Origin of the sequence: Pseudochryseolinea flava, from assembly GCF_003286915.1 — a bacterium.
Taxonomy (GTDB): Bacteria; Bacteroidota; Bacteroidia; order Cytophagales; family Cyclobacteriaceae; genus Ohtaekwangia; species Ohtaekwangia flava.
The window spans coordinates 314,024-333,576 of the sequence record NZ_QMFY01000002.1; the positions used below are offsets into that span (position 1 = coordinate 314,024).

The 19,553-nt window shown below is 44.0% G+C and carries 10 protein-coding genes; 9 read left to right on the forward strand and 1 reads right to left on the reverse strand.

Annotated elements, in window-relative coordinates; all coding sequences use genetic code 11:
- Positions 1-55 precede the first annotated feature (55 nt).
- The 4 genes from DQQ10_RS06610 to DQQ10_RS06625 all read left to right on the forward strand — a co-directional run bounded on the left by DQQ10_RS06610 (position 56) and on the right by DQQ10_RS06625 (position 11,352).
- Positions 56-4,390 carry a DUF7948 domain-containing protein gene (locus DQQ10_RS06610; protein ID WP_112746034.1) on the forward strand — a complete coding sequence of 1,445 codons (4,335 nt, stop codon included), beginning with the start codon at positions 56-58 and terminating at the stop codon, positions 4,388-4,390.
- A 71-nt stretch (positions 4,391-4,461) separates the two neighbouring features.
- Positions 4,462-9,549: a M4 family metallopeptidase gene (locus DQQ10_RS06615; RefSeq protein WP_165823819.1), complete on the forward strand. Its 5,088-nt coding sequence runs from the start codon at positions 4,462-4,464 to the stop codon at positions 9,547-9,549.
- A 92-nt stretch (positions 9,550-9,641) separates the two neighbouring features.
- Positions 9,642-10,763 carry a trypsin-like peptidase domain-containing protein gene (locus DQQ10_RS06620; RefSeq protein ID WP_112746036.1) on the forward strand — a complete coding sequence of 374 codons (1,122 nt, stop codon included), beginning with the start codon at positions 9,642-9,644 and terminating at the stop codon, positions 10,761-10,763.
- Positions 10,764-10,803: 40 nt separating this feature from the next.
- Entirely contained in the window at positions 10,804-11,352 is a 549-nt protein-coding gene (locus DQQ10_RS06625; RefSeq protein WP_112746037.1) for a J domain-containing protein, read from the forward strand.
- 13 nt (positions 11,353-11,365) lie between these two features.
- On the opposite strand, the gene DQQ10_RS06630 is transcribed toward DQQ10_RS06625, so the two are convergent.
- Positions 11,366-13,549, reverse strand: coding sequence for a GH92 family glycosyl hydrolase (locus DQQ10_RS06630; RefSeq protein ID WP_112746038.1), 2,184 nt, complete (start codon positions 13,547-13,549; stop codon positions 11,366-11,368).
- A gap of 287 nt (positions 13,550-13,836) precedes the next feature.
- Here DQQ10_RS06630 and DQQ10_RS06635 point away from each other — a divergent pair, with 287 nt between their 5' ends.
- The 5 genes from DQQ10_RS06635 to DQQ10_RS06655 all read left to right on the forward strand — a co-directional run bounded on the left by DQQ10_RS06635 (position 13,837) and on the right by DQQ10_RS06655 (position 19,551).
- Positions 13,837-14,970: a hypothetical protein gene (locus tag DQQ10_RS06635; RefSeq protein WP_133259564.1), complete on the forward strand. Its 1,134-nt coding sequence runs from the start codon at positions 13,837-13,839 to the stop codon at positions 14,968-14,970.
- A gap of 77 nt (positions 14,971-15,047) precedes the next feature.
- Entirely contained in the window at positions 15,048-16,097 is a 1,050-nt protein-coding gene (locus DQQ10_RS06640; RefSeq protein WP_112746040.1) for a DKNYY domain-containing protein, read from the forward strand.
- A gap of 100 nt (positions 16,098-16,197) precedes the next feature.
- Positions 16,198-16,677 carry a hypothetical protein gene (locus DQQ10_RS06645; protein ID WP_112746041.1) on the forward strand — a complete coding sequence of 160 codons (480 nt, stop codon included), beginning with the start codon at positions 16,198-16,200 and terminating at the stop codon, positions 16,675-16,677.
- 22 nt (positions 16,678-16,699) lie between these two features.
- Positions 16,700-18,511 carry a hypothetical protein gene (locus tag DQQ10_RS06650; protein ID WP_112746042.1) on the forward strand — a complete coding sequence of 604 codons (1,812 nt, stop codon included), beginning with the start codon at positions 16,700-16,702 and terminating at the stop codon, positions 18,509-18,511.
- Complete coding sequence (locus DQQ10_RS06655; RefSeq protein WP_112746043.1) at positions 18,511-19,551, forward strand: hypothetical protein; 1,041 nt, start codon at positions 18,511-18,513, stop codon at positions 19,549-19,551. Before DQQ10_RS06650 ends, DQQ10_RS06655 begins: the two co-directional genes overlap by 1 nt.
- Positions 19,552-19,553 lie beyond the last annotated feature (2 nt).

Here is a 19,553-nt window from a genome sequence, read left to right on the forward strand (position 1 = left end):
GCATTGACAATCCTACGGCAGGCGGTGGTGCTTATTTTTTTAGTATATTCGGCCCATGCGGCTAACCCCATTGCTTCTATTATTCCTAGCATTCCATGCTATTGGCCAAGACGTTCAAAGCTTGCGTTTTATTCAAAACAAAGGTCAGTGGAATCCTGATATTGATTTTCAAGCACAAGTTCCAGGAGGACGATTAGGCGTCTCCCCAAAAGGATTTTCCATTCAACTTCTTGATGTTGAGGAAATGGAACACCGTCATTTAGACAGTCATAACCACAGTGCGATCAACGAATTCGATGGTCATGCCGAGCCAATTCAGGGCCATTATTTTCAAATCAACCTGATTGGATCTAACGTACAAGCTAAGCCTGTGCTTGAAAAACCGTTAGACGGCCATCACAATTATTTCTTGGGAAGTGACCAACGTCGATGGGCCACACATGCACTTGCTTATGCGTCAATCTTATACAAGGATGTATATGATGGAATTGATTTTCGCGTGTCTTCTCTGGGACAAAATTTAAAGTATGACTTCATCGTCAGACCTGGTGCTGATCCATCGCAAATTAAAATTGAATACGCCGGTGTTGACCGCATCGAAAAGGTAGAGAGCGATTTGAAGATCGAAACATCAGTAGGATCACTCAGCGAATTGAAACCTTTTTCTTATCAATTCACCAACACTAAAAAAGATGCAGTATCAAGTGCGTATAAACTTATTGACAATACTGTTTCTTTTTCATTTCCAGACGGCTACGATGATACACGCGAACTGACCATTGACCCGCTCTTAATTTTCTCAACATACTCAGGTTCCACTGCCGACAACTGGGGAAGCACGGCCACGCCCGGCGAACATGGTACGCTTTACTCCGCTGGCGTTACCCGTCAAGATCTCGGTGGATTCTTTCCGGCGACGACTGGTGCTTTCCAAACCAGCAATCGTGGAAGCTTCGACATGGGTATTATCAAGTATGATTCGCTTGGAACGAAGTTCTTGTATGCTACACACCTCGGCGGCGTGAATAACGATTCGCCTGAGAGTCTTGTTGTCGATAAAGCATCAGGAGATCTACTTGTGCTCGGCATCTCCAGCTCACCCGACTATCCCACGAGTAGCAATGCTATTGATGCAACGTTTAATCCTGGCGCATTGGTTTTTAATCGCGTATTGAACACCAATGACCATTGGGATATTGTTGTTACACGATTGTCTCCCAATGGCGATCAATTGATTGGATCGACATTCCTTGGCGGCTCCGGCAATGATGGATTAAATACACCGAAACAGATTGGTGGACCACTGGTGGTAAATTACGGTGACGAGATGCGTGGTGACATCATCACGGATGAGACCGGACATGTTTACCTCACCTCCGTTACAGCGTCTAGTGATTTCCCAATCGTAAATGGCTTTGACAATTCGCTCGAAGGAGATACCGATGGCGTGGTTATCAAAATGTCTCCCGACCTATCATCCATTGTTTGGTCTACGTATGTAGGCGGTTCCGGATTCGATGCAGCATACTCCATAAAATTCGATGGTAACAAAAACGTAGTCGTGGCGGGAGGCACCAGTAGCTTTGATTTTCCGACAACAACCGGCGCATATCAACAGGCTTTCAATGGTATCGTTGATGGTTGGATCGCGCGAATCGCTGCTAACGGAAGTGCAATCCTGAATGCTACTGTGACAGGCACAAACTCATTCGATCAGATTTATTTTGTCGATCTGAATTCCAGTGGCAATATCTATTGCTATGGCCAAACTGCAGGCCAGATGCCGATCACCGCAGGCGTTTTTCACAACGAAAACACGGGACAATTCTTACAGAAATTTTCATCCGACTTAAGTACACTGGAGTACTCAACAGTATTCGGTGCACCCTCGCCGAGCGGATTAATAATCCCCAACATCTCTCCCACAGCGTTTCTTGTGAACGACTGCGACAACATCTACATGGCAGGCTGGGGAGGCTTCGTAAACTCAAGCTCACAAACAGGATTCTGGCAGAGTTCGACACACAACATGCCCATCACCAACGATGCTTTTCAAAAAACGACGTCGGGCTCAGATTTCTATTTCATGGTTTTAAATGGCGACGCTACAGAACTGGTGTATTCAACTTACCTCGGCGGTGGTTCATCCAAAACACACGTCGATGGTGGCACTTCGCGATTCGACAAGTATGGTATTGTGTACCATGCGGTATGTTCGGGTTGTACCTTTGGCAACGAAGCTGGAAACGTGGCAACGTCAGACTTCCCGACGACGCCTAATGCTAAGTCACGACTCAACAAAAGTGCAAATTGCAACAACGCGGCATTCAAGTTCGACTTATCATCACTGCGCGCCATCTTCGATACCAACAACCTGGCTTTGACCATGCCGGGTTACAACAATGTTTGTTATCCAGAACAGATTGTGTTTCAGAATCAAAGTACAGGAGGAAGAACAATCATTTGGGATTTCGACGATGGTACCATTGTTACGAAGCGTAACACTGATCCACGCGACATCGTCCATCAATATAAAGAGGCAGGACAGTACCACGTGAAGCTTAAAATCACAGACCTTAGCACGTGCAGTCAAAGCGATTCAATCACCAAAGTAATTACGTATTTCAAAGACAAAATTATTGTTGGCAATGACGATGTGGTTTGTGAAGGTGGCAGTTATCAACTCAAGGCGAGTGGTGGCGTGACGTACAGTTGGACAAGTGAAGATGGAACGTTTACTTCCACTGATCCGTCACCCGTTGTATCACCGACTGTGCCCACCAAATACACGGTGACTGTGATCGATGAAAATGGTTGCACCAAAACAGATGACGTTCTACTCGGGATCACGCCCTATGTCTCTGCCGACTTCAAAACATACAACTTGGATTTCACCATCGATGACTATAACAACGTATGCTTTCCAGGAAGTATAAGATTCAAAAATCAAAGCATAAACGGCGAGACCTTTGTGTGGGATTTCGACGATGGAACGAAAGTTAATCGAACGAAACAAGATACAACCTCCATCATACACAATTTTCAAGACGGTGGCATTTACAGCGTTCAATTAAAAGCAATGAATCCCAATTCATGTAACAAAGCCGATTCGGTTGTAAAACTCATCAACTACTTTAAAGACAAGATCGTTATTGGTAATGACGACTTGGTTTGCGAAGGCGGTACCTATCAACTTACGGCGAGTGGCGGCGTGTCGTACAGTTGGAGCAGCGAAGACGGAACATTCACATCGTCCGAGCCATCACCTACAGTATCGCCATCGGAGCCAACAACATACATTGTAACCGTTATCGACGAGAATGGATGCTCCAAGACCGGGCGTGTCGGACTTGGCATAAAGCCCTACGTTCGCGCTGCCTTTCAAACGTATAACGAAGACTTTTCGATCACCAACGTCGAGAAAGCATGTTTCCCTGCCGGGATACGATTTAAAAATTTGAGCATCAATGGAGAGCAGTTCGTTTGGGATTTTAACGACGGCACGAAATTCAACACCACAAAACAAGACACCGTATCGACACTCCATCATTTCGTAGATGAAGGCGTCTATCATGTTAAACTGAAAGCAATCAACATCAACACTTGTAATCAAGCTGATTCTGTAACCAAGACGATTACCTATTTCAAAGATAATATCGCGGTCATTGATGATGGTCGGATATGTGAAGGCGAAACGTTTGAGTTGTCAGCCAGCGGTGGCGTTACCTACGCATGGACAAGTGATGATCTTTCAATAGATGCACCAACGCCACGGCTAACAGTTCAGCCAACGCGTACAACCAATTATTTCGTTACCGTAATCGATGAGCATGATTGCATGAAAAATGAAGCGGTAACGGTAACGGTCTTAAATAGCGTCGACTTCCAATGGGAGCACCGCTATTTAGCGAATTGTGAAGGAAGGCCAACGCTCCTTCTTCAGAATATGACACCATCGGAAGAAGGCGTAACCTATCATTTTGATTTCGGTGATGGCGCAACCTCCGATCTTTCAGAAGTAGAACACATGTATGAACGCGATGGCATTTACACCATCAAAGTTGTAATGAATAAAGAAAGGTGTTCTTATGAGGAGACTGCCGAAATATCAATATATAGTCTTCGCATCCCGAATGTTTTCACGCCTGATAAATCGCCAGGGTACAACGATCAATTTAAGATTGGTTTCGGTCCGGAATCAATTGCACCATCAGATTTGGGAATACCCGTGCAACTACTTGTGGTTGACCGATGGGGTAAGAAAGTCTATGAGTCCTCGAATTACAAGAATGACTGGGAAGCGAAGGACCTCGTAAGCGGCGTATACTTCTTTCATATGAAGGTTGGTGACATCGCCACATGCAAAAGTTGGGTGAACGTTATCAAGTAAGCGATCAAAAAATTATAAGAACGAGTGCGAAGCATCTACAACCAGTAGTGTACATCTCAAAAAATTGTTTTATGTGTAAAAAATTTATACCGTTAATTTTGATCACGCTTCTTCTGGCAGGGGAAACATTCTCACAGCAGATTCTCAGTACAGCGGTAAATGCAAAGAGTTTGTCAACGGGAAATCAAGCCCCTGCGAAAATACATTACGCCAATACGAATGAACCGCCGCGTGCCATTGAATTTGAAGACGGCGCGGTAACAACAGCGTCGTTCATGGGCAATATCAATCGATATTTCGCCATTCCAAACGCATTCACTTTTTCAGAAGTAGAATCGAGTACGGATAAAATTGGCATGAACCATTACGCCTTGCAGCAATACTATCAAGGTATCCCAGTGGAGGGGCTGGGCTATCGCGTGCATACCCGTGGTGGTTTTGTGCGATCTGCAAATGGAAAGGGTGTAAAACATCTCGATGTTAACACTGAAACAATAATCAGTGAACAACAGGCATTTCATACGGCCATCACATTACTCAACACCAAGGACACCATATTCAGACAAGCAAAAAAATTAATCACGTCGAAAGATTTCACCTATCAACCTGGGAGTTTTTCAGTAGTCTTTCAATTTGATATTCGTGTATCACTTGTCGAACATTGGAGGATGTCTATTGATGCGCGCACGGGGCAATTGGTCAACAAAGTAAGCTTGGTGAACAGTTGCACACACGATCCGAAGCCGAAGCCAACGCCACTCCCCTACGTGGTTGGAACTGGACTTACAAACTACTACGGGAAGCAAAACATTCGTATTGAACAAATCGATGAAAACCACACGGCATTATCTGGAAAGACTGAGCACGGCGGGATAATCAGCACCTACAGCTACAACAATCGATCGCTATTCCTTTTATTGATGGGCATTCCGGTTCCAGTTTCATCCATAACATCGACGAACACGACCTACAACCTTGCGTATCAAAAACCTGCAGTTTCCGTACAATGGGCGGCCGAAAAAACGTATGAATATTATTTCAAGAAACACAATCGCAATAGTTTTGATAACCAGGGTGCGGCAATCATGTCGTATGTGAATGTCGACGTAAACCTTAACAACGCTTTTTGGACAGGTGAACTTCTCGCCTTTGGTGATGGAAGCAATAACAATCCGCTTGTTGAACTTGATATCGTTGGACATGAATTCACACACGGTGTTACTCAGTACGAAGCGAGACTTCAATATCTTTACGAACCGGGCGCACTCAACGAATCATTCTCCGACATTCTTGGCAAAGCGATCGAGTTTGATGCATTCGGCGACACTGCAACGTGGCAACTTGGAAGACATTATCGCAGCGGCGGTCTTCGAGATTTCGTGAATCCAAATTCAAAAAATCAACCCGACACTTACGAAGGCGACTTGTGGTATACCGGCTATGACGACAATGGTGGAGTACACTACAACTCTGGTGTTCAAAATTACTGGTTCTATTTACTGTGTAAAGGTGGTAGCGGTGTTAATGATCACGACTTCAGTTACGCGGTAAATCCGATTGGAATGGATGCTGCTGTTAATATAGCTTACAGAAACCTGACCGATTACCTAGGAAACACTTCAGACTACCTAGACGCGCGAATAGGTTCCATGTTAGCTGCGGCAGATTTGTACGGTAAGAATTCAACGGAATACCAAGAAGTCGACAAAGCTTGGGACGCAGTCGGTGTAATTGATGAACCCATCATTAAAAGTTTAGAAGTCTATGACATCACAGCGACTACCGTTAAGCTTCGCGGAAATTTTATACCGCGTGCTGACACCGCGTCGTATCATTTTGAGTATGGTACCACACCCGCATTAGGAAGCTCCACACAGGAGTATCCATACGATGGGAAGGTCGAGGGAATTATCACAGGTTTACAAAGTAACACGAAGTATTATGTGAGCCTGGTTGCCTCGAATAAAAACGGAAATACAATTTCAACGCTTACATTCACAACGCTGCCGCTAACACCGCTCGTGAGAATTAAGCGCACCGTAGACGTTACTGAAACAACCGCTGTGCTTCATGGCGCGGTTAATCCCAACAGTTTGTTTACTTCATTTCGCTTTGAATACGGACCGACATCAGCGTTAGGAATGGTCACACCAACGTATCCCCTATCCGACACAACGGAATTTGTGAATGCATCAGCGCCGATCGAAAATCTGCAGCCAAGAAAGACATACTATTATAAACTGATTGCAACCAATGCGCATTCATCGGCAGCAACTGGAATTGTTACATTCTATACCGCCGTGAAGCCGGTCATTAACTCATTTGCGCCAATGAAGGCCGACATCAAAACAGCCGTGACGATCACTGGAGAAAACTTTAATCCTACCCCAACCAAAAACATTGTGAGTTTCGGCGCCACCCGCGCAAAAGTACTGCAGGCAAGTTCTACGGAACTAAAGGTTGAAGTCCCTCCTGGCGCGTCACTTGCACCGGTGTCTATTGTCGATGAAGAATCTGGTTTACGAGCCCAATCGGTTCACTATTTTACACCAACGTTCACCGGTGATTTTAAAATCGACAACATGCAACTCCGTGTTGGAAACAATGAATATATCTATCAGACGATTGTAGAAGATATGGACGGCGACAAGAAACCTGATATTGTAACACGAAACTATCTGGGTTTTTCGATTTTCTTGAACGTGAATCAAGGCGGTGACATTACGGAACAGTCATTTGTCAGAAGTTTATTCAATGGGACATCGACGCCAGGTGAGTTATCGCTGGTTGATTTCGACGGTAACGGATTGAAAGACGTTGTTGGGCGATTCGAAAATGGACTCAGGATCTATCCAAACCAATCCGCGCCGGGATATATTTTCTTTGGCGCACCAGTCGATGTGCCTTCTACGATTAAACTGAACAACGCCGCCTTCGGCGACTTCGACCAGGATGGCCACATCGATATTGTTGGAAGTACGTCCCTTGAATATCAAAAGACACATGTCATTGCAATCCGGAACGAAAACCCGAAAGGACAATTATCGGCAGCAAACTTCGAACATCGCTATCAGATCCTTGTGCCCTATGCTATATCGGACATCCTTGTAAACGATATGGACAACAACGGTTCATCGGACATGCTTGTCGCTACTGACGATGAAGTTTCTTTCTTGCTCATGAAGAACATGAGCACAGGCGGAAGTTTTCAATTCGATACAATTCGCGCCGATGATCCACATAGAAAACACATGGTAGATTACATCAGCTGCGACTTCAATGACGATTTGTGGAAAGATGTTGCATCCCATACTGTCTTGCAAGAGGGCGTGATGACTATTTTGGAAAATAGGCAATCACCCAATATGCTTTTCACGACACCCACAGTGATGCTAAGCGATCCTCGAGCGGACGTTGAACCCGCAGATATCAACGGAGATGGCAAAATTGATCTGATTGCCGGCTCGCTCCGTCGAGATTTTTCTATTCTTGTAAATAAGCTGTACCCTGGGGAACCAATTACGACCAACGCATTTGAAAATTTAGGAACCATTGGATTGACGGTTGCAAACAACGCATACACGTACATCTCAGTCAATGACTTAAACGGCGATGGAAGACCAGAGATTATCACCAACTACGACTATTATTATGGTCCACATGATGGATATCAAATGGAGATCTGGCAAAACTCGACAGAAGATTGTTTAGACGCCGCCAATGTACGCATCGAAACGTATCAAAACTCAGCTAAGATCATTCTCCCCCCGAATACCACATTTGAAGACTTCGAAATCGACTATTCTCATGAAGAAACTGATCAATGGTATCGCGTTTACAGTACAACACTTTACAGCCTTTACGCCGGGTACCAATATAAGCTAAGGGTGCGCACCAAATGCCATCTTGCGTACACTGCCTATCACTACACATCATTCTCTACAGAATGTCTGGATGCGACGTCGTTTTCACTCGGCACCATTACCGCTAATAGTGTATCACTCAATACAAATAATATTTATGCGTATGACATCCAATACTCACTCGCGGGAAAGAAGCAGTGGGTTCAGCATTCGGGCTATCAAATTTTTAATCTTGCTCCTGGCACTGAATATGATGTGCGCTATCGCGGAAACTGTAGCCCTTACACACAGTTTAAATATCTCACGTTCACAACATCATGCCCATCATTGACAACAATTGAAATTTCCGAATTAAACTACAACAGCGCCGTTGCTATTCCGAAGCGAAACTTTACAGGGAGCGTGCTTCTTGAATACAGTGAAGGCAACGAAAATTGGATTACAATCGATGCATCCGGTACGATGTATCTACTCATTCCTGGAAAGCGATACACTGTTCGCGGAAAATTCACTTGCGCAAACGACGCAGCATACACTACCGTATCCTTTACAACGCCTTGCCCAAGCGTTTCGAACCTGCATGTTAATGACATCACACCATTCACGGCAACTGCCTCCTGGTTTGATCAATCCCAAACCAATAGCTATACGATTACCTATAAAAATAACTTTACCGGAAAGACAAGTTCATTGGAAACAACTTCTACTTCCGTAACACTAACAGATTTGACACCCGGCACAGCGTACAGCCTATCCGTTGCGCCGCATTGCCTCGGCCAACAGAGCTTCACGAACCTTAGCTTCACGACGGTTTGTTTTTCACCTGAAACACTCACCGCTACCGCTATAACACACACGGCAGCAAAACTTGCGTGGCATGACGACTTCGGTGGATCGCCATATATCGTGCGCTACGCCGCCACCGGAAGCGATGAGTGGATCATGAATACTACAGCAGCGACCTCGATGTCTCTTTCAGATCTACGTCCCGGCACCAGCTATGACATTCGCGTGCATATTGAGTGCCCGAGCGTAACACCACCGTTCGCATCGTTGAGGATAAAGACAGCGCTTTACGACGAAACTACTATCAGTCCCAATCCGACAACTGGTGTATTTACAATTTACCCTGCAAGCTCGCTCATTGGAAATCAATTTGTTATGTACGATAATGTAGGAAGAATTGTAGCACGCGGGATACTAACAGATTACACCTTAGATCTTTCCAACTATTTGCCGGGAATGTATTCACTCAAGATCGATGGAGAAAAACTTATGCGTGTAGTGAAGTATTGACAACAGTCTTTTTACATTTCGTTTACACTCTTTTACAATATTTTAGGAAATTCAAAACACGTCCATCGTTATGTTTGCTGAAAACAAAAACGATGTACGTTACGAATACGATTGCTTTCATCTTATTGATGCTGCCAACGATTGGCTTTGCGCAAACTAACGACTGGGTAAAACGATCAAAAGAAACATGGCCACCAATAGCCATGATCAACGAAGTGTGGTTTCGTAACGGTGAACGATACGTTCATCCTTCCTTTGACTATGTCGCCACGGGATTTCTCATTGACACAGGCAGCGACACCGTAGCCGCAACGGTCAAGCACGCACTATGGGTAGCGAAGACAAAATCCATGCGTACGGTAAGCGTACCTGATTTAGCGCGATGGATCATGCATCCAAAAGGTAATCTGAAAGACTCCGTTGTTATTGACAAGTTAATCAATGCCGACACCACTGAAATTCTGAGCGGACCACAATCAACAATAACGCAACGAGATTGGCTGGTTTTCACCACCAAGTATAGGTCTACCAACATCCAACCACTGAAAGCAAGATACACGGCAGTGAAGCGTGGTGAGCGAATCTATTTTACGGGTTGTCCTTATAGCTCCAGCACCTGCACGACACAAGAAGCAACGGTACTCTACACCGAAGGCGATCGCATCATCTTCACCGCGCCTGAAAACCTGAACGTTGGCGGATACAGCGGATCACCCTTAATCGATCAATCTGGATTTTTAATTGGCATCCTTGGAGGCTCTTCGTTCGACAAAAGAAATGGTCAAGCTGCCCTTTATGGAATATCTACACGATACCTCTCCGATGTGCTCTCCAAGAAATCTCAACTGAATGTTCCGTTGATACCGATCGAGAGCGTCATACAACCAATGATTCATACGCAAGGGATCAATGCAAGCATAAGAAAACTCGATGCCATGTTAAGCGATAGTATCAGTTACTTCACCTACACATTCTCGATGGAAAATATCAGCAACATCGGCGACGAACTCGCGAAGACTGGAAAGATTAAATCGGCAATCAAATTCTATGCATTAAATCGAAAACACTTCGTTACACCCTATACGTATTTAAAACTAGCTCAGGCTCACGCGTTACAGGGAGACAAGAAAAAATCCCGTAGCGTTTACAAGGAGATCCTCGAAAAATGGCCCGACAATAAGGAAGCGCGAGAAGCGCTGGAGAAATTAAAATAGAGGTCAATGCCCATCACGTAAGTTTTTTATCTTTGCGTTGATGAACCCCTATGCCATACTTGGTGTGTCCAGCAATGCGTCGGCACATGAAATTAAAAGTGCGTACCGTCGTTTGGTGAAACAGTATCATCCCGACCGACAAACATCCGATGCATCACACGATCAAATTGCTGCAATCAATCACGCATACGATATATTATCCGATCCTATTAGACGAGCGCAATACGATCGCGGATTTTCCACGATCTTCATTGAACAACCGGAGGATCCTGTAGAGGTTTACAAGCGCGAGTTTAAACGAAAGCGCTTTGAAAACGATAAGCGTGAGCGAGAAGAGAAACTCGCACGCAGAACGCGTATCTATAGGATTGTACGCTGGATACACATGCCGATCACAGCGTTTATGGTTGCATTACTGCTCCACGAACTTTTTACAACAGGAGGCACAACCTTCTTTCGCTGTGCGCTCCTCTTCAATGCTGGCTACGTGTGTTATTATAAAGATTACCGGGAAGGAACCTATAAACTATCGTTCTTTAACCTCTTCATCTTTGTAATCTTCTTCCTGGTGTGGTGGGATAATCTATGACTACAATAAAAACCTAGTTTGTCTCCACAACAATACGGCCGCCATTCTTAAATACACGATGTGGTACAAAATAACCGTTTAGTTTTTTTCCATCGAGTTGAATCGAAGACAACTTACGCGTTTTACCCAGCTTTTGAATCGTCACCGTTTTTCCTTCACCCGACATCCACTTCACTTCGTCAAATAATGGAACCGTAACGAGGTACTCAGGATCTGTTGCCGAATAGGTGTATAAACCGAGAGCACTGAAAACATACCACGCCGACATCTCTCCCGCATCGTCCATACCGCTTAGTGTCAATCCCTTCGGATCAATTCCATACAGACTGTTTAAGATGTAATCAATGCGCTCTTGAGACTTCCATGGCTTGTCTATAAAATAGTAAGCAAACGGTGCTTCATGGTCAGGCTGATTACCATGACAATACTGTCCAACCATCGTTTCAACGTTTCGCGCAATATGATTTGGATTCCATGGTAACGTGAACAATGAATCTAGCTTTTGCTCAAACTTACGCGGCCCGCCATACAACTCGATTAAACCTTTTGTATCGTGTGGCGCGAAGAACGAGACCTGCCAAGCATTTGCCTCGCGGTACATGTATTCGTAATATGGATACTGTGGGTCGAAATTTTTAATCCAACTGCCATCAGCAAGCCTGCCGCGCATGAATCGTGTTGACGGATCGAATACGTTTTTATAGTTTTTTGAACGCGCCATTAAAATTCTATAGTTACTGGTATCACCCAATGCTTTTGCAAGCTGTGCTACAGAATAATCATCGTAAGCATATTCCAAAGTCTTCGAAACGCCCGCCTTAGCTTTTGTCTCAACGTGAGGTTTCTCGATGTCTGGATCAGCGATGTAACCCTTTTCAATATACTCTTTGATATGCGGTCTTGTGCCGCCTTCGACATTGGCATTTTTCAACAACAATTGATACGCACCATGCACATCAAAATCATTGATGCCGCGTAAGTAAGCGCCAGCAATCGTGGATGCCGCGTGATCACCATGAAAAAAGGTTGGAATAAATCCATTTTTATCACCAATATCTTTCATCGATTTGATAACATCCAAAGCAATCTTTGGAGACATGATGCTCAGCAATACATCCTTGTTACGATAGGTATCCCACAACGACGGAATGGTATAATAATTAAAATCGGCCTTTATGACACTCTTCTTCGCGTCGGTATACTCACCATTAACATCACTGCGCAAGGCAGGCCATAGCAATGAACGATATAAGCATGAATAGAGCATTCTCTTCTGCTGTGGAGTACCTCCTTTCACTTGAATTTTCGAAAGCATGGCTTCCCATGTTGCTTTCCCAGCTTGATGGATTTGCTCGAAGGATTTATCGCCAATTTCTGCCTCCAGGTTTTGTTTGGCATTCTGCGCACTCACAAACGACAATGCAATTTTAACTTCAACAGGTTTATCACTATCATCAGAAATCTGCAACAGTGCATAGCCTGACTTCGCTCCCTCTTCCTTTTCTACCAGTTTACTGATCTTATGATTCAACTTTGCATAGAAGTAGATACGTTCGCCAGTTTGTTGAAATCCCTGAACGGTGTAATCATCAATCTTTTCAATTTCCCAACCATTGATGCGTTCATTTGATTTCGCGAGATCGAATAAAATTCGTCTGTTCGATTTTTCTTCGAAATCATATTGATGAAAGCCGCAACGCAACGTAGAGGTTAGGCGCACGTTAACATGATAGTCTTCCAAATAAACTTGGTAATACGCAGGAGAAGCCTTCTCTCTTTCATGGACAAAACGAGAGCCGAAATCAGTTCCTGTATACGTTGTAGAAACCGGAAAAACCGGCACATGACAAAGGTTCCAATGGCCTTTATTCGTATGAGCAAAACCTTTGATCACTTGATCTTCATACTCGTATCCTGCGCCTGAACCATATTCCGTAATGGGACTCAACTGAACCATCGCATTAGGCAAAGACGAGCCCGGATAAGTTAGACCTGCCCACGAGCGCCATCCATCTGGTAATGTGTAACCGAGAATTTTCGGGTCCGTCAGCGGCATGGTGCCAATTAACGGATCGACATAGTCGACAAGTTTCTCAACTTTATTCTGCGCTGTCACCACCGATAACACGCTTGTAAAAAATAATGCAGCCAGCGTGAGTACATTTCGTCGCTGTCTTGCTCTATAATATTTGCTCATTGTCAAAATGATAAATTAACGTTATCAATGATCACCTTTTATTTGTGTTCGACGAAGTTAATGATCTATCACGAAAATACTAAAACGATTTAGCTTTTTTACCTAAAATTAGATCACGCTCGTACAGCATATTTATTCAAGTCACAACCCTCGGACTAAGCGCACAGATCTAAAAGAAAATTCATTTGCGCGTGCATCGACTTTGACCGATTAATGGCTATTTTCAGCATTATTTCATTTCTATCTCCTTTATGCAGTTCCCCTTTTCCGATCGATCGAAGGCTCTTTTGAAAAGAAGTGATGACTTTGTAAAACAACGAGGCCTTACTACTTCCCTGACGTTACTGCAAGCCTATTTGGAGGACGACGACAATATCCTCCAGTCATTCTTTACATATGTCGGTATCGCACCGGCATCTGTTGCAGCGGAAACTTTTGGTAATCCGGAACCGCCTGGCGAGTACCTCAAAATATTTGGCGAAGCCTCAAAAGAATCAGCGTACCATAAACATACCCTTATCGAACCGGTGCATCTTATTGCAGCGGCGTTAGAAGTAGTTACTTGTCATATCAGTTTCTTCTTTACTCGGCGCTATATCGGTTACCACCAATTCCAGCAATTTCTACTTGAGAGAAAATTGATCGATCAAGCGCGGCGTCCGTGGACACCTGAAAATGACTTGGAACGTTTTATGGCAGCATCTCTTTATGATAGCGCTTTTCGTCCCCTGTTTACTAAAACACTCATGATGTCTGAGGTCTTCGTAGTGAGCAATGTCGATTTCACTAAGATTCCAAACACATTTTTCCTGGCACCAGACGAAAATTCCATCGCAATCTTCACCTCCGACAGGCGGGTTCGGGATAACGGTGGTTATGGCGCGACACCTATCGAAGTGAACCGTGCTAAATTCACAGACGTTATCCGTGCCTTCAAGGACCAGGACAGACCTTTCCAACTTAATCCCCACTCCGGTTTTAATTGGAATTTCTCCGCTGAATGGGTTCGATCGATCGCAGCTGGTAAACCGAAGCATACCCCTGCGTCATCAGCGTTCCTGGAAAACACATCCTTTCACAGCGTCATGCACGCATCACAACTGGTACAGTCCATTATTCAATACTGTTCGTATAGGAAGGAGATTGACGTCCTACACTTGGCCGGCATTGTGGGACCACCTCCCGCCAAGGAAACATTTGGCCTCTGCATTGGTTACAAGATTCGCAGGCACAAAGATGAAATCCTTGACGAGTTACACGAGGTGATTTCTCCGTTTCTGGAAAGTGACGTTAACGCCCAACTCTTGTTCACACTATTAAAACCAGATCTCGTGATCAACAACCCAATGTTTGAGATCTATCGCGCCGAGAGAAATTTTCTTGACAAATTTTCAGATTTCTTCAGCGCCAAAGACAGCTAGAATTCAGCCGAACAATTCTTTTATATTTTTGACTAACGTGAATTTGCGCCAATGCGGATCAACCCGTAGCTTGGGCCATGGTATCCAAAGTCCTTTCGTTTATTCTCACGCCAATATTTCGGCCGATCTTCAGATTCTTGTCGCCCCTCGGACCTTGTGTTAACAAAAGCGTATCCGACTCATATTATTTCAGTAAAAAGTCAAAGCAAGAACTCATTTATTCGTCCATGGGAAATTGGTTTGAACTAGGAAAACACAAATTCCCTGCGGATGCGCTAACATTTATTCCGCTAGCCAATGACATTGGAAAAGATAAAGACCATATATTCTTTCAATATCAACCACAGCAAGTCGACTATACTTCCTTCAACATTAAAGATAAAACAATCTTACGCGACAAAGATCACGTTTACTATCGACCCTATGAGTACAGCCACCAACTCTTAGTTGTGGAACAAGCCAATCCAGAAACATTTACATATCTAACAGTAGACGATAACAATTACAGTTGGTCACGCGATGCACATCATTACTTTTATTACCACAAAAAAGTTGATGTCCACTACCCTTCCTTTAAGTTTTTAACGGCAGCATTGGTTGCTGATCATCATCACATTTACCTTGCTTACGGACACGAGCTACTCATCAAAGAATACGTGACCGCGCCAATTGAAAAACTAGCAAGATGTTATGCGCGTATGGGGCATACGTTGCTTTATCACCACTCCTATCATGGCTATGCAAGTTTCAAATTTGATAAAATTGACCGTATCAAAATCACCGACGACGAATACATCTTGGTGAATAACCAACCGATTATAAAAGGCGTAATGTTAAATACGCCCGTCGATACCGAAACGTTCGAAACCTTCCCGGATTGGAATTACATTTACGCCCGCGATAAAAATAACGTGTACTTTGAGGGTGAACGCTTTGCAAGTGCTGATTTAGATACGTTTGAAATTGTGGGACACCGGTACAGCAAGGACAAAAATCATGTGTACTACGAGAAAGAAATCGTACTTGATGTGGATGTTACGAAATTTCGCATCGACGATAACATGACCGCAACCGATGGAAAAACAAAGTTCTATCAAGGTAAGCCCGAAGATAAATCCAACCGCTGAAAAACACCATCACTAGAAGTAGTGATTTCCGCATATCGCCACTTGGGCTGATGTATTTGTGAAGCTCCGTCTTCATTTTTACATCATTATTTAACCCAATATGCGCGCAACGTACATTACACTATTTCTGGCTGCCATTTTCGTGGCACGTACGGCCCAACCATTGTTTGCTCAAGAAGTGGGAACTAAAATTGAGATCTTCTACGGAAACTTTGAAGGAAAAGACGTCCGTGTTAAAATACTGCGCGTTAACGAGGTCGAGAAAGAAGAATTCCTGATACAGGTTTCAGGCGTTGATGACCCAATAAACAACATCATCTACAAATACAAAAAGGAATGGCAAAACGCCGATAAGCGCCTTAACCGATACCTCTACGCAACGCGCGATATACCAGGCCACGCGCACTATGCATTATTCCATTCTGAAAATACAAATCATCAGGTCTACAAAGTATTTCTTATCAACATGCCCATGAAACCCATTCTTGTGGAGCCCTCGGGCTACGACGAAAACCTTGATCCGGTGTTCATGTACAACCAGTACATCGATCAACAGCAAACGCTTAAAGAAAAACATTAGCAACGCAACAAATAAGGGACATATGCCAGAACTGTTACTCGAAACCATTCATGAAATTAGATGTCCATACTGTTTTGTGTGGAATCAAAAGGGAGAAAGTGTTTGCGTTGATTGCCACGGACCGATCGTTGAAATTGAAAATCTCGGCGCAGCACGCGCGTTAGCAGACTGGGAGAACTTCAACACAAAACAGCTTCAGGCTTCCCTCCGAAATGAGCCCACACACCGCATTGAATATTGGAACGACCTATTTAAAATTCAATTCGAACTGATTCAAAAAATTGCGGTAGAACTTTCCACGGTAACGCTACACGCCATTCAAGACGTTCGTGACGAAGCAGAACGCCATCTTATGAGTATCTTCCCGATCTCAAAGGATGTATTTCAAGAATATAAAAGCTACGCCCCTGCCAGCACACAGCTGCCAGAGACCCAACAGCTTTTACACATCTTTCAACAACACCCTTCAAAGTTATTGAAGACACTTGCCGGGGCATCACTTATTCAACTCGGACAAGGAAACGCATACATCATTCAGCAACTACTCAGTTGGAATGCTCACTACAAAAAACTCCATCTCGAACGACTCCTTCACTTTGGACATTGGAGCATCCAGCTAAATAATGTCAGCGGGTTTTCATACGCGTCGTACACCAGCGATATGTTGCCGTTGTTAAATAAACCCGGTGCCGTTGGTGCTTGGGCTAAAATATTTTTATACAAAGCAAACTACAACGTACAAGAGCTCAAATTTGATGTCGAAGATCTCATGCGTCAAAACGACCTCAACATCGCGATATCGGCCGCATTAGTATTACGGAAAACAAAATCGATTCAAGATCTACTGGTAAATCAAATTCACGAAAAGACGATAGACATCGCTGTTCGATTTTGTGATGAGCGCCATATCACGGGTATGCTGTTGTACCTCAGTCGCGCTCCGCGTAAAAAACAAGAGGGCATCATCAATCGTTGCATTGCCTTAAAGCCTGGCGACACGAAAGTCAAAACACAAATCGTGCAGTGGCTCTTACAAACAGAACAAATTTCATTTTTTGAAAACATATTTTCATGGACGTCGATTCCAAGCCTAAAAGAAATCATCACCGCGTTACTTGGATCTGGTGAAGGCATAGAACTATTGTTTCAGAACTTTCTACCATGGCTTCGCGAAAATCACCAAGAAGTCGATGCCCAAAACGCAGTGCAACAAATTTTAGCACATCAAGATACGATGCTGGAAAGCCATGAGCAGAAACGATTGACAAGTCTTCAAACCGAAGTGTCAGAAATCTACTTCAACGCCAAGTGCCTATCGGTTCGAAATAATCCATCAGAACAACAGGTTCGCTCATTGATGGCCGACATTTTTCATGCTCACAGCAGTCGCACCGATCGACAAATCAACGACGGGCTCTATTCATTGACAAAGGTCGACAGCGCCCTGGCATTTTCGCCTGCGCACATTCTGCTTGGCAATAGTATCGACATCGGGAACCTCTCGCTAGACAATTTTCACCAATCAATGAACACGATATTGAGCAATCCGGATACATTGAACGGTGGTGCAAACTGGTTGTACTCGTTTTACCAAACATTGGCAAAAGTTACACCAGACACGGCGAAGCTTATCGCACACACACGTTGGATGGGCGAACAAATTGAGTCGGGAAAAATCAATGTCGGGACCGTGAGTCAATTCTACAAATGTTGCAAACATCATCGCGCCATTGTGCAGCGCGACGAAAGCATCATGCGTCACTTCAAATCACAATTTGATCAAACAAACGATCAGGAAACAAAATTCTGGTTGGAGCAACTCGTTCAATCATAATGGATCTCATTTTGAAATTGGTTGCTGGCGCCGCTATTCTTGCGATCGTAATTGAGCTGACTCTCCCGTTCAATCTATTTCGTAATAAACGGCAAGAAGCTTTTCCGTTCCTCAAGAATGGTATCTCGTCAGCAACATTTGAGATCTACCCGCTTCGTGGAATCATTCACGCGATTACATACGACACACGTGCGCGATATTTCATCGTTTCAAGGAACACGGATATTTTAAAGCTCGACCATGATGGCCAAATCGTATTTCAAATACAACGCCAGCCGTCATTCGAAATACCTACGTTTAGTCCCTATATCATTGCCAGCAATGGCATTTATGACCTTTCTCAAACATCGCCAACACTTGCGCCATTCGCACGCAGCATCAACGACGATCGGATGACCGATCCAATGTATGTTCACGAAACTATAAAAAAACATTACGACATAGCCTCCGTCGTACTTTTCAGCAAAGAACTTTCCTTTGCCGAAGGTAGAGGGTACTGCGTCTACTTTTATGTGAACAACGAATGGATTAGAATCTATACAGAGAAATCTAGAAGTGAGCTGAACTACGCTGACTTCTTTCCAGAAGAAAAGAAGGCAACAAGTTATTTTTCAAGATATCAGCGGCTGGTTCCTTTAAAAGACGAGAAAGAAAAGGTGTACTCCGATCATCAACGAGAAGGCGATTGGTATCGCGTAAATCCGGATGACTATCGAATGAAGTACAGTCGCAGCGTAGAACTCAAAGCACTCTCCTACAAACGCGAGAACGCCTTTAGCACCATTGCCTTCACCGACATTCCGCTGAGTTGGATTGCTCATGCTTATTATAAGTTGTCGTATCAGCAGGAAACATTTTACTTTCAAGAAAAAACAATTAAACCAATACTGCGCCCCCTCCAACAATACTACCACATGCTAGAGCTTCCTGTCGATTATAAACATCAATCCTCTGTTTGGTTTTTAGTTCTCGACGATCCATTTAACGTCACAGAAAGCGACAGCAAAGGAACGTATATTGTCCGCAAAAAAGCTTATTAGTA

Excerpts from the sequence above, each read along its gene's own strand:
- DQQ10_RS06610 (WP_112746034.1), top strand. The coding sequence starts at position 56 with ATGCGGCTAACCCCATTGCTTCTATTATTCCTAGCATTCCATGCTATT.
- DQQ10_RS06615 (WP_165823819.1), top strand. The coding sequence starts at position 4,462 with ATGTGTAAAAAATTTATACCGTTAATTTTGATCACGCTTCTTCTGGCA.
- DQQ10_RS06620 (WP_112746036.1), top strand. The coding sequence starts at position 9,642 with ATGTACGTTACGAATACGATTGCTTTCATCTTATTGATGCTGCCAACG.
- DQQ10_RS06625 (WP_112746037.1), top strand. The coding sequence starts at position 10,804 with ATGAACCCCTATGCCATACTTGGTGTGTCCAGCAATGCGTCGGCACAT.
- DQQ10_RS06630 (WP_112746038.1), bottom strand. The coding sequence starts at position 13,549 with ATGAGCAAATATTATAGAGCAAGACAGCGACGAAATGTACTCACGCTG.
- DQQ10_RS06640 (WP_112746040.1), top strand. The coding sequence starts at position 15,048 with ATGGTATCCAAAGTCCTTTCGTTTATTCTCACGCCAATATTTCGGCCG.
- DQQ10_RS06645 (WP_112746041.1), top strand. The coding sequence starts at position 16,198 with ATGCGCGCAACGTACATTACACTATTTCTGGCTGCCATTTTCGTGGCA.
- DQQ10_RS06650 (WP_112746042.1), top strand. The coding sequence starts at position 16,700 with ATGCCAGAACTGTTACTCGAAACCATTCATGAAATTAGATGTCCATAC.
- DQQ10_RS06655 (WP_112746043.1), top strand. The coding sequence starts at position 18,511 with ATGGATCTCATTTTGAAATTGGTTGCTGGCGCCGCTATTCTTGCGATC.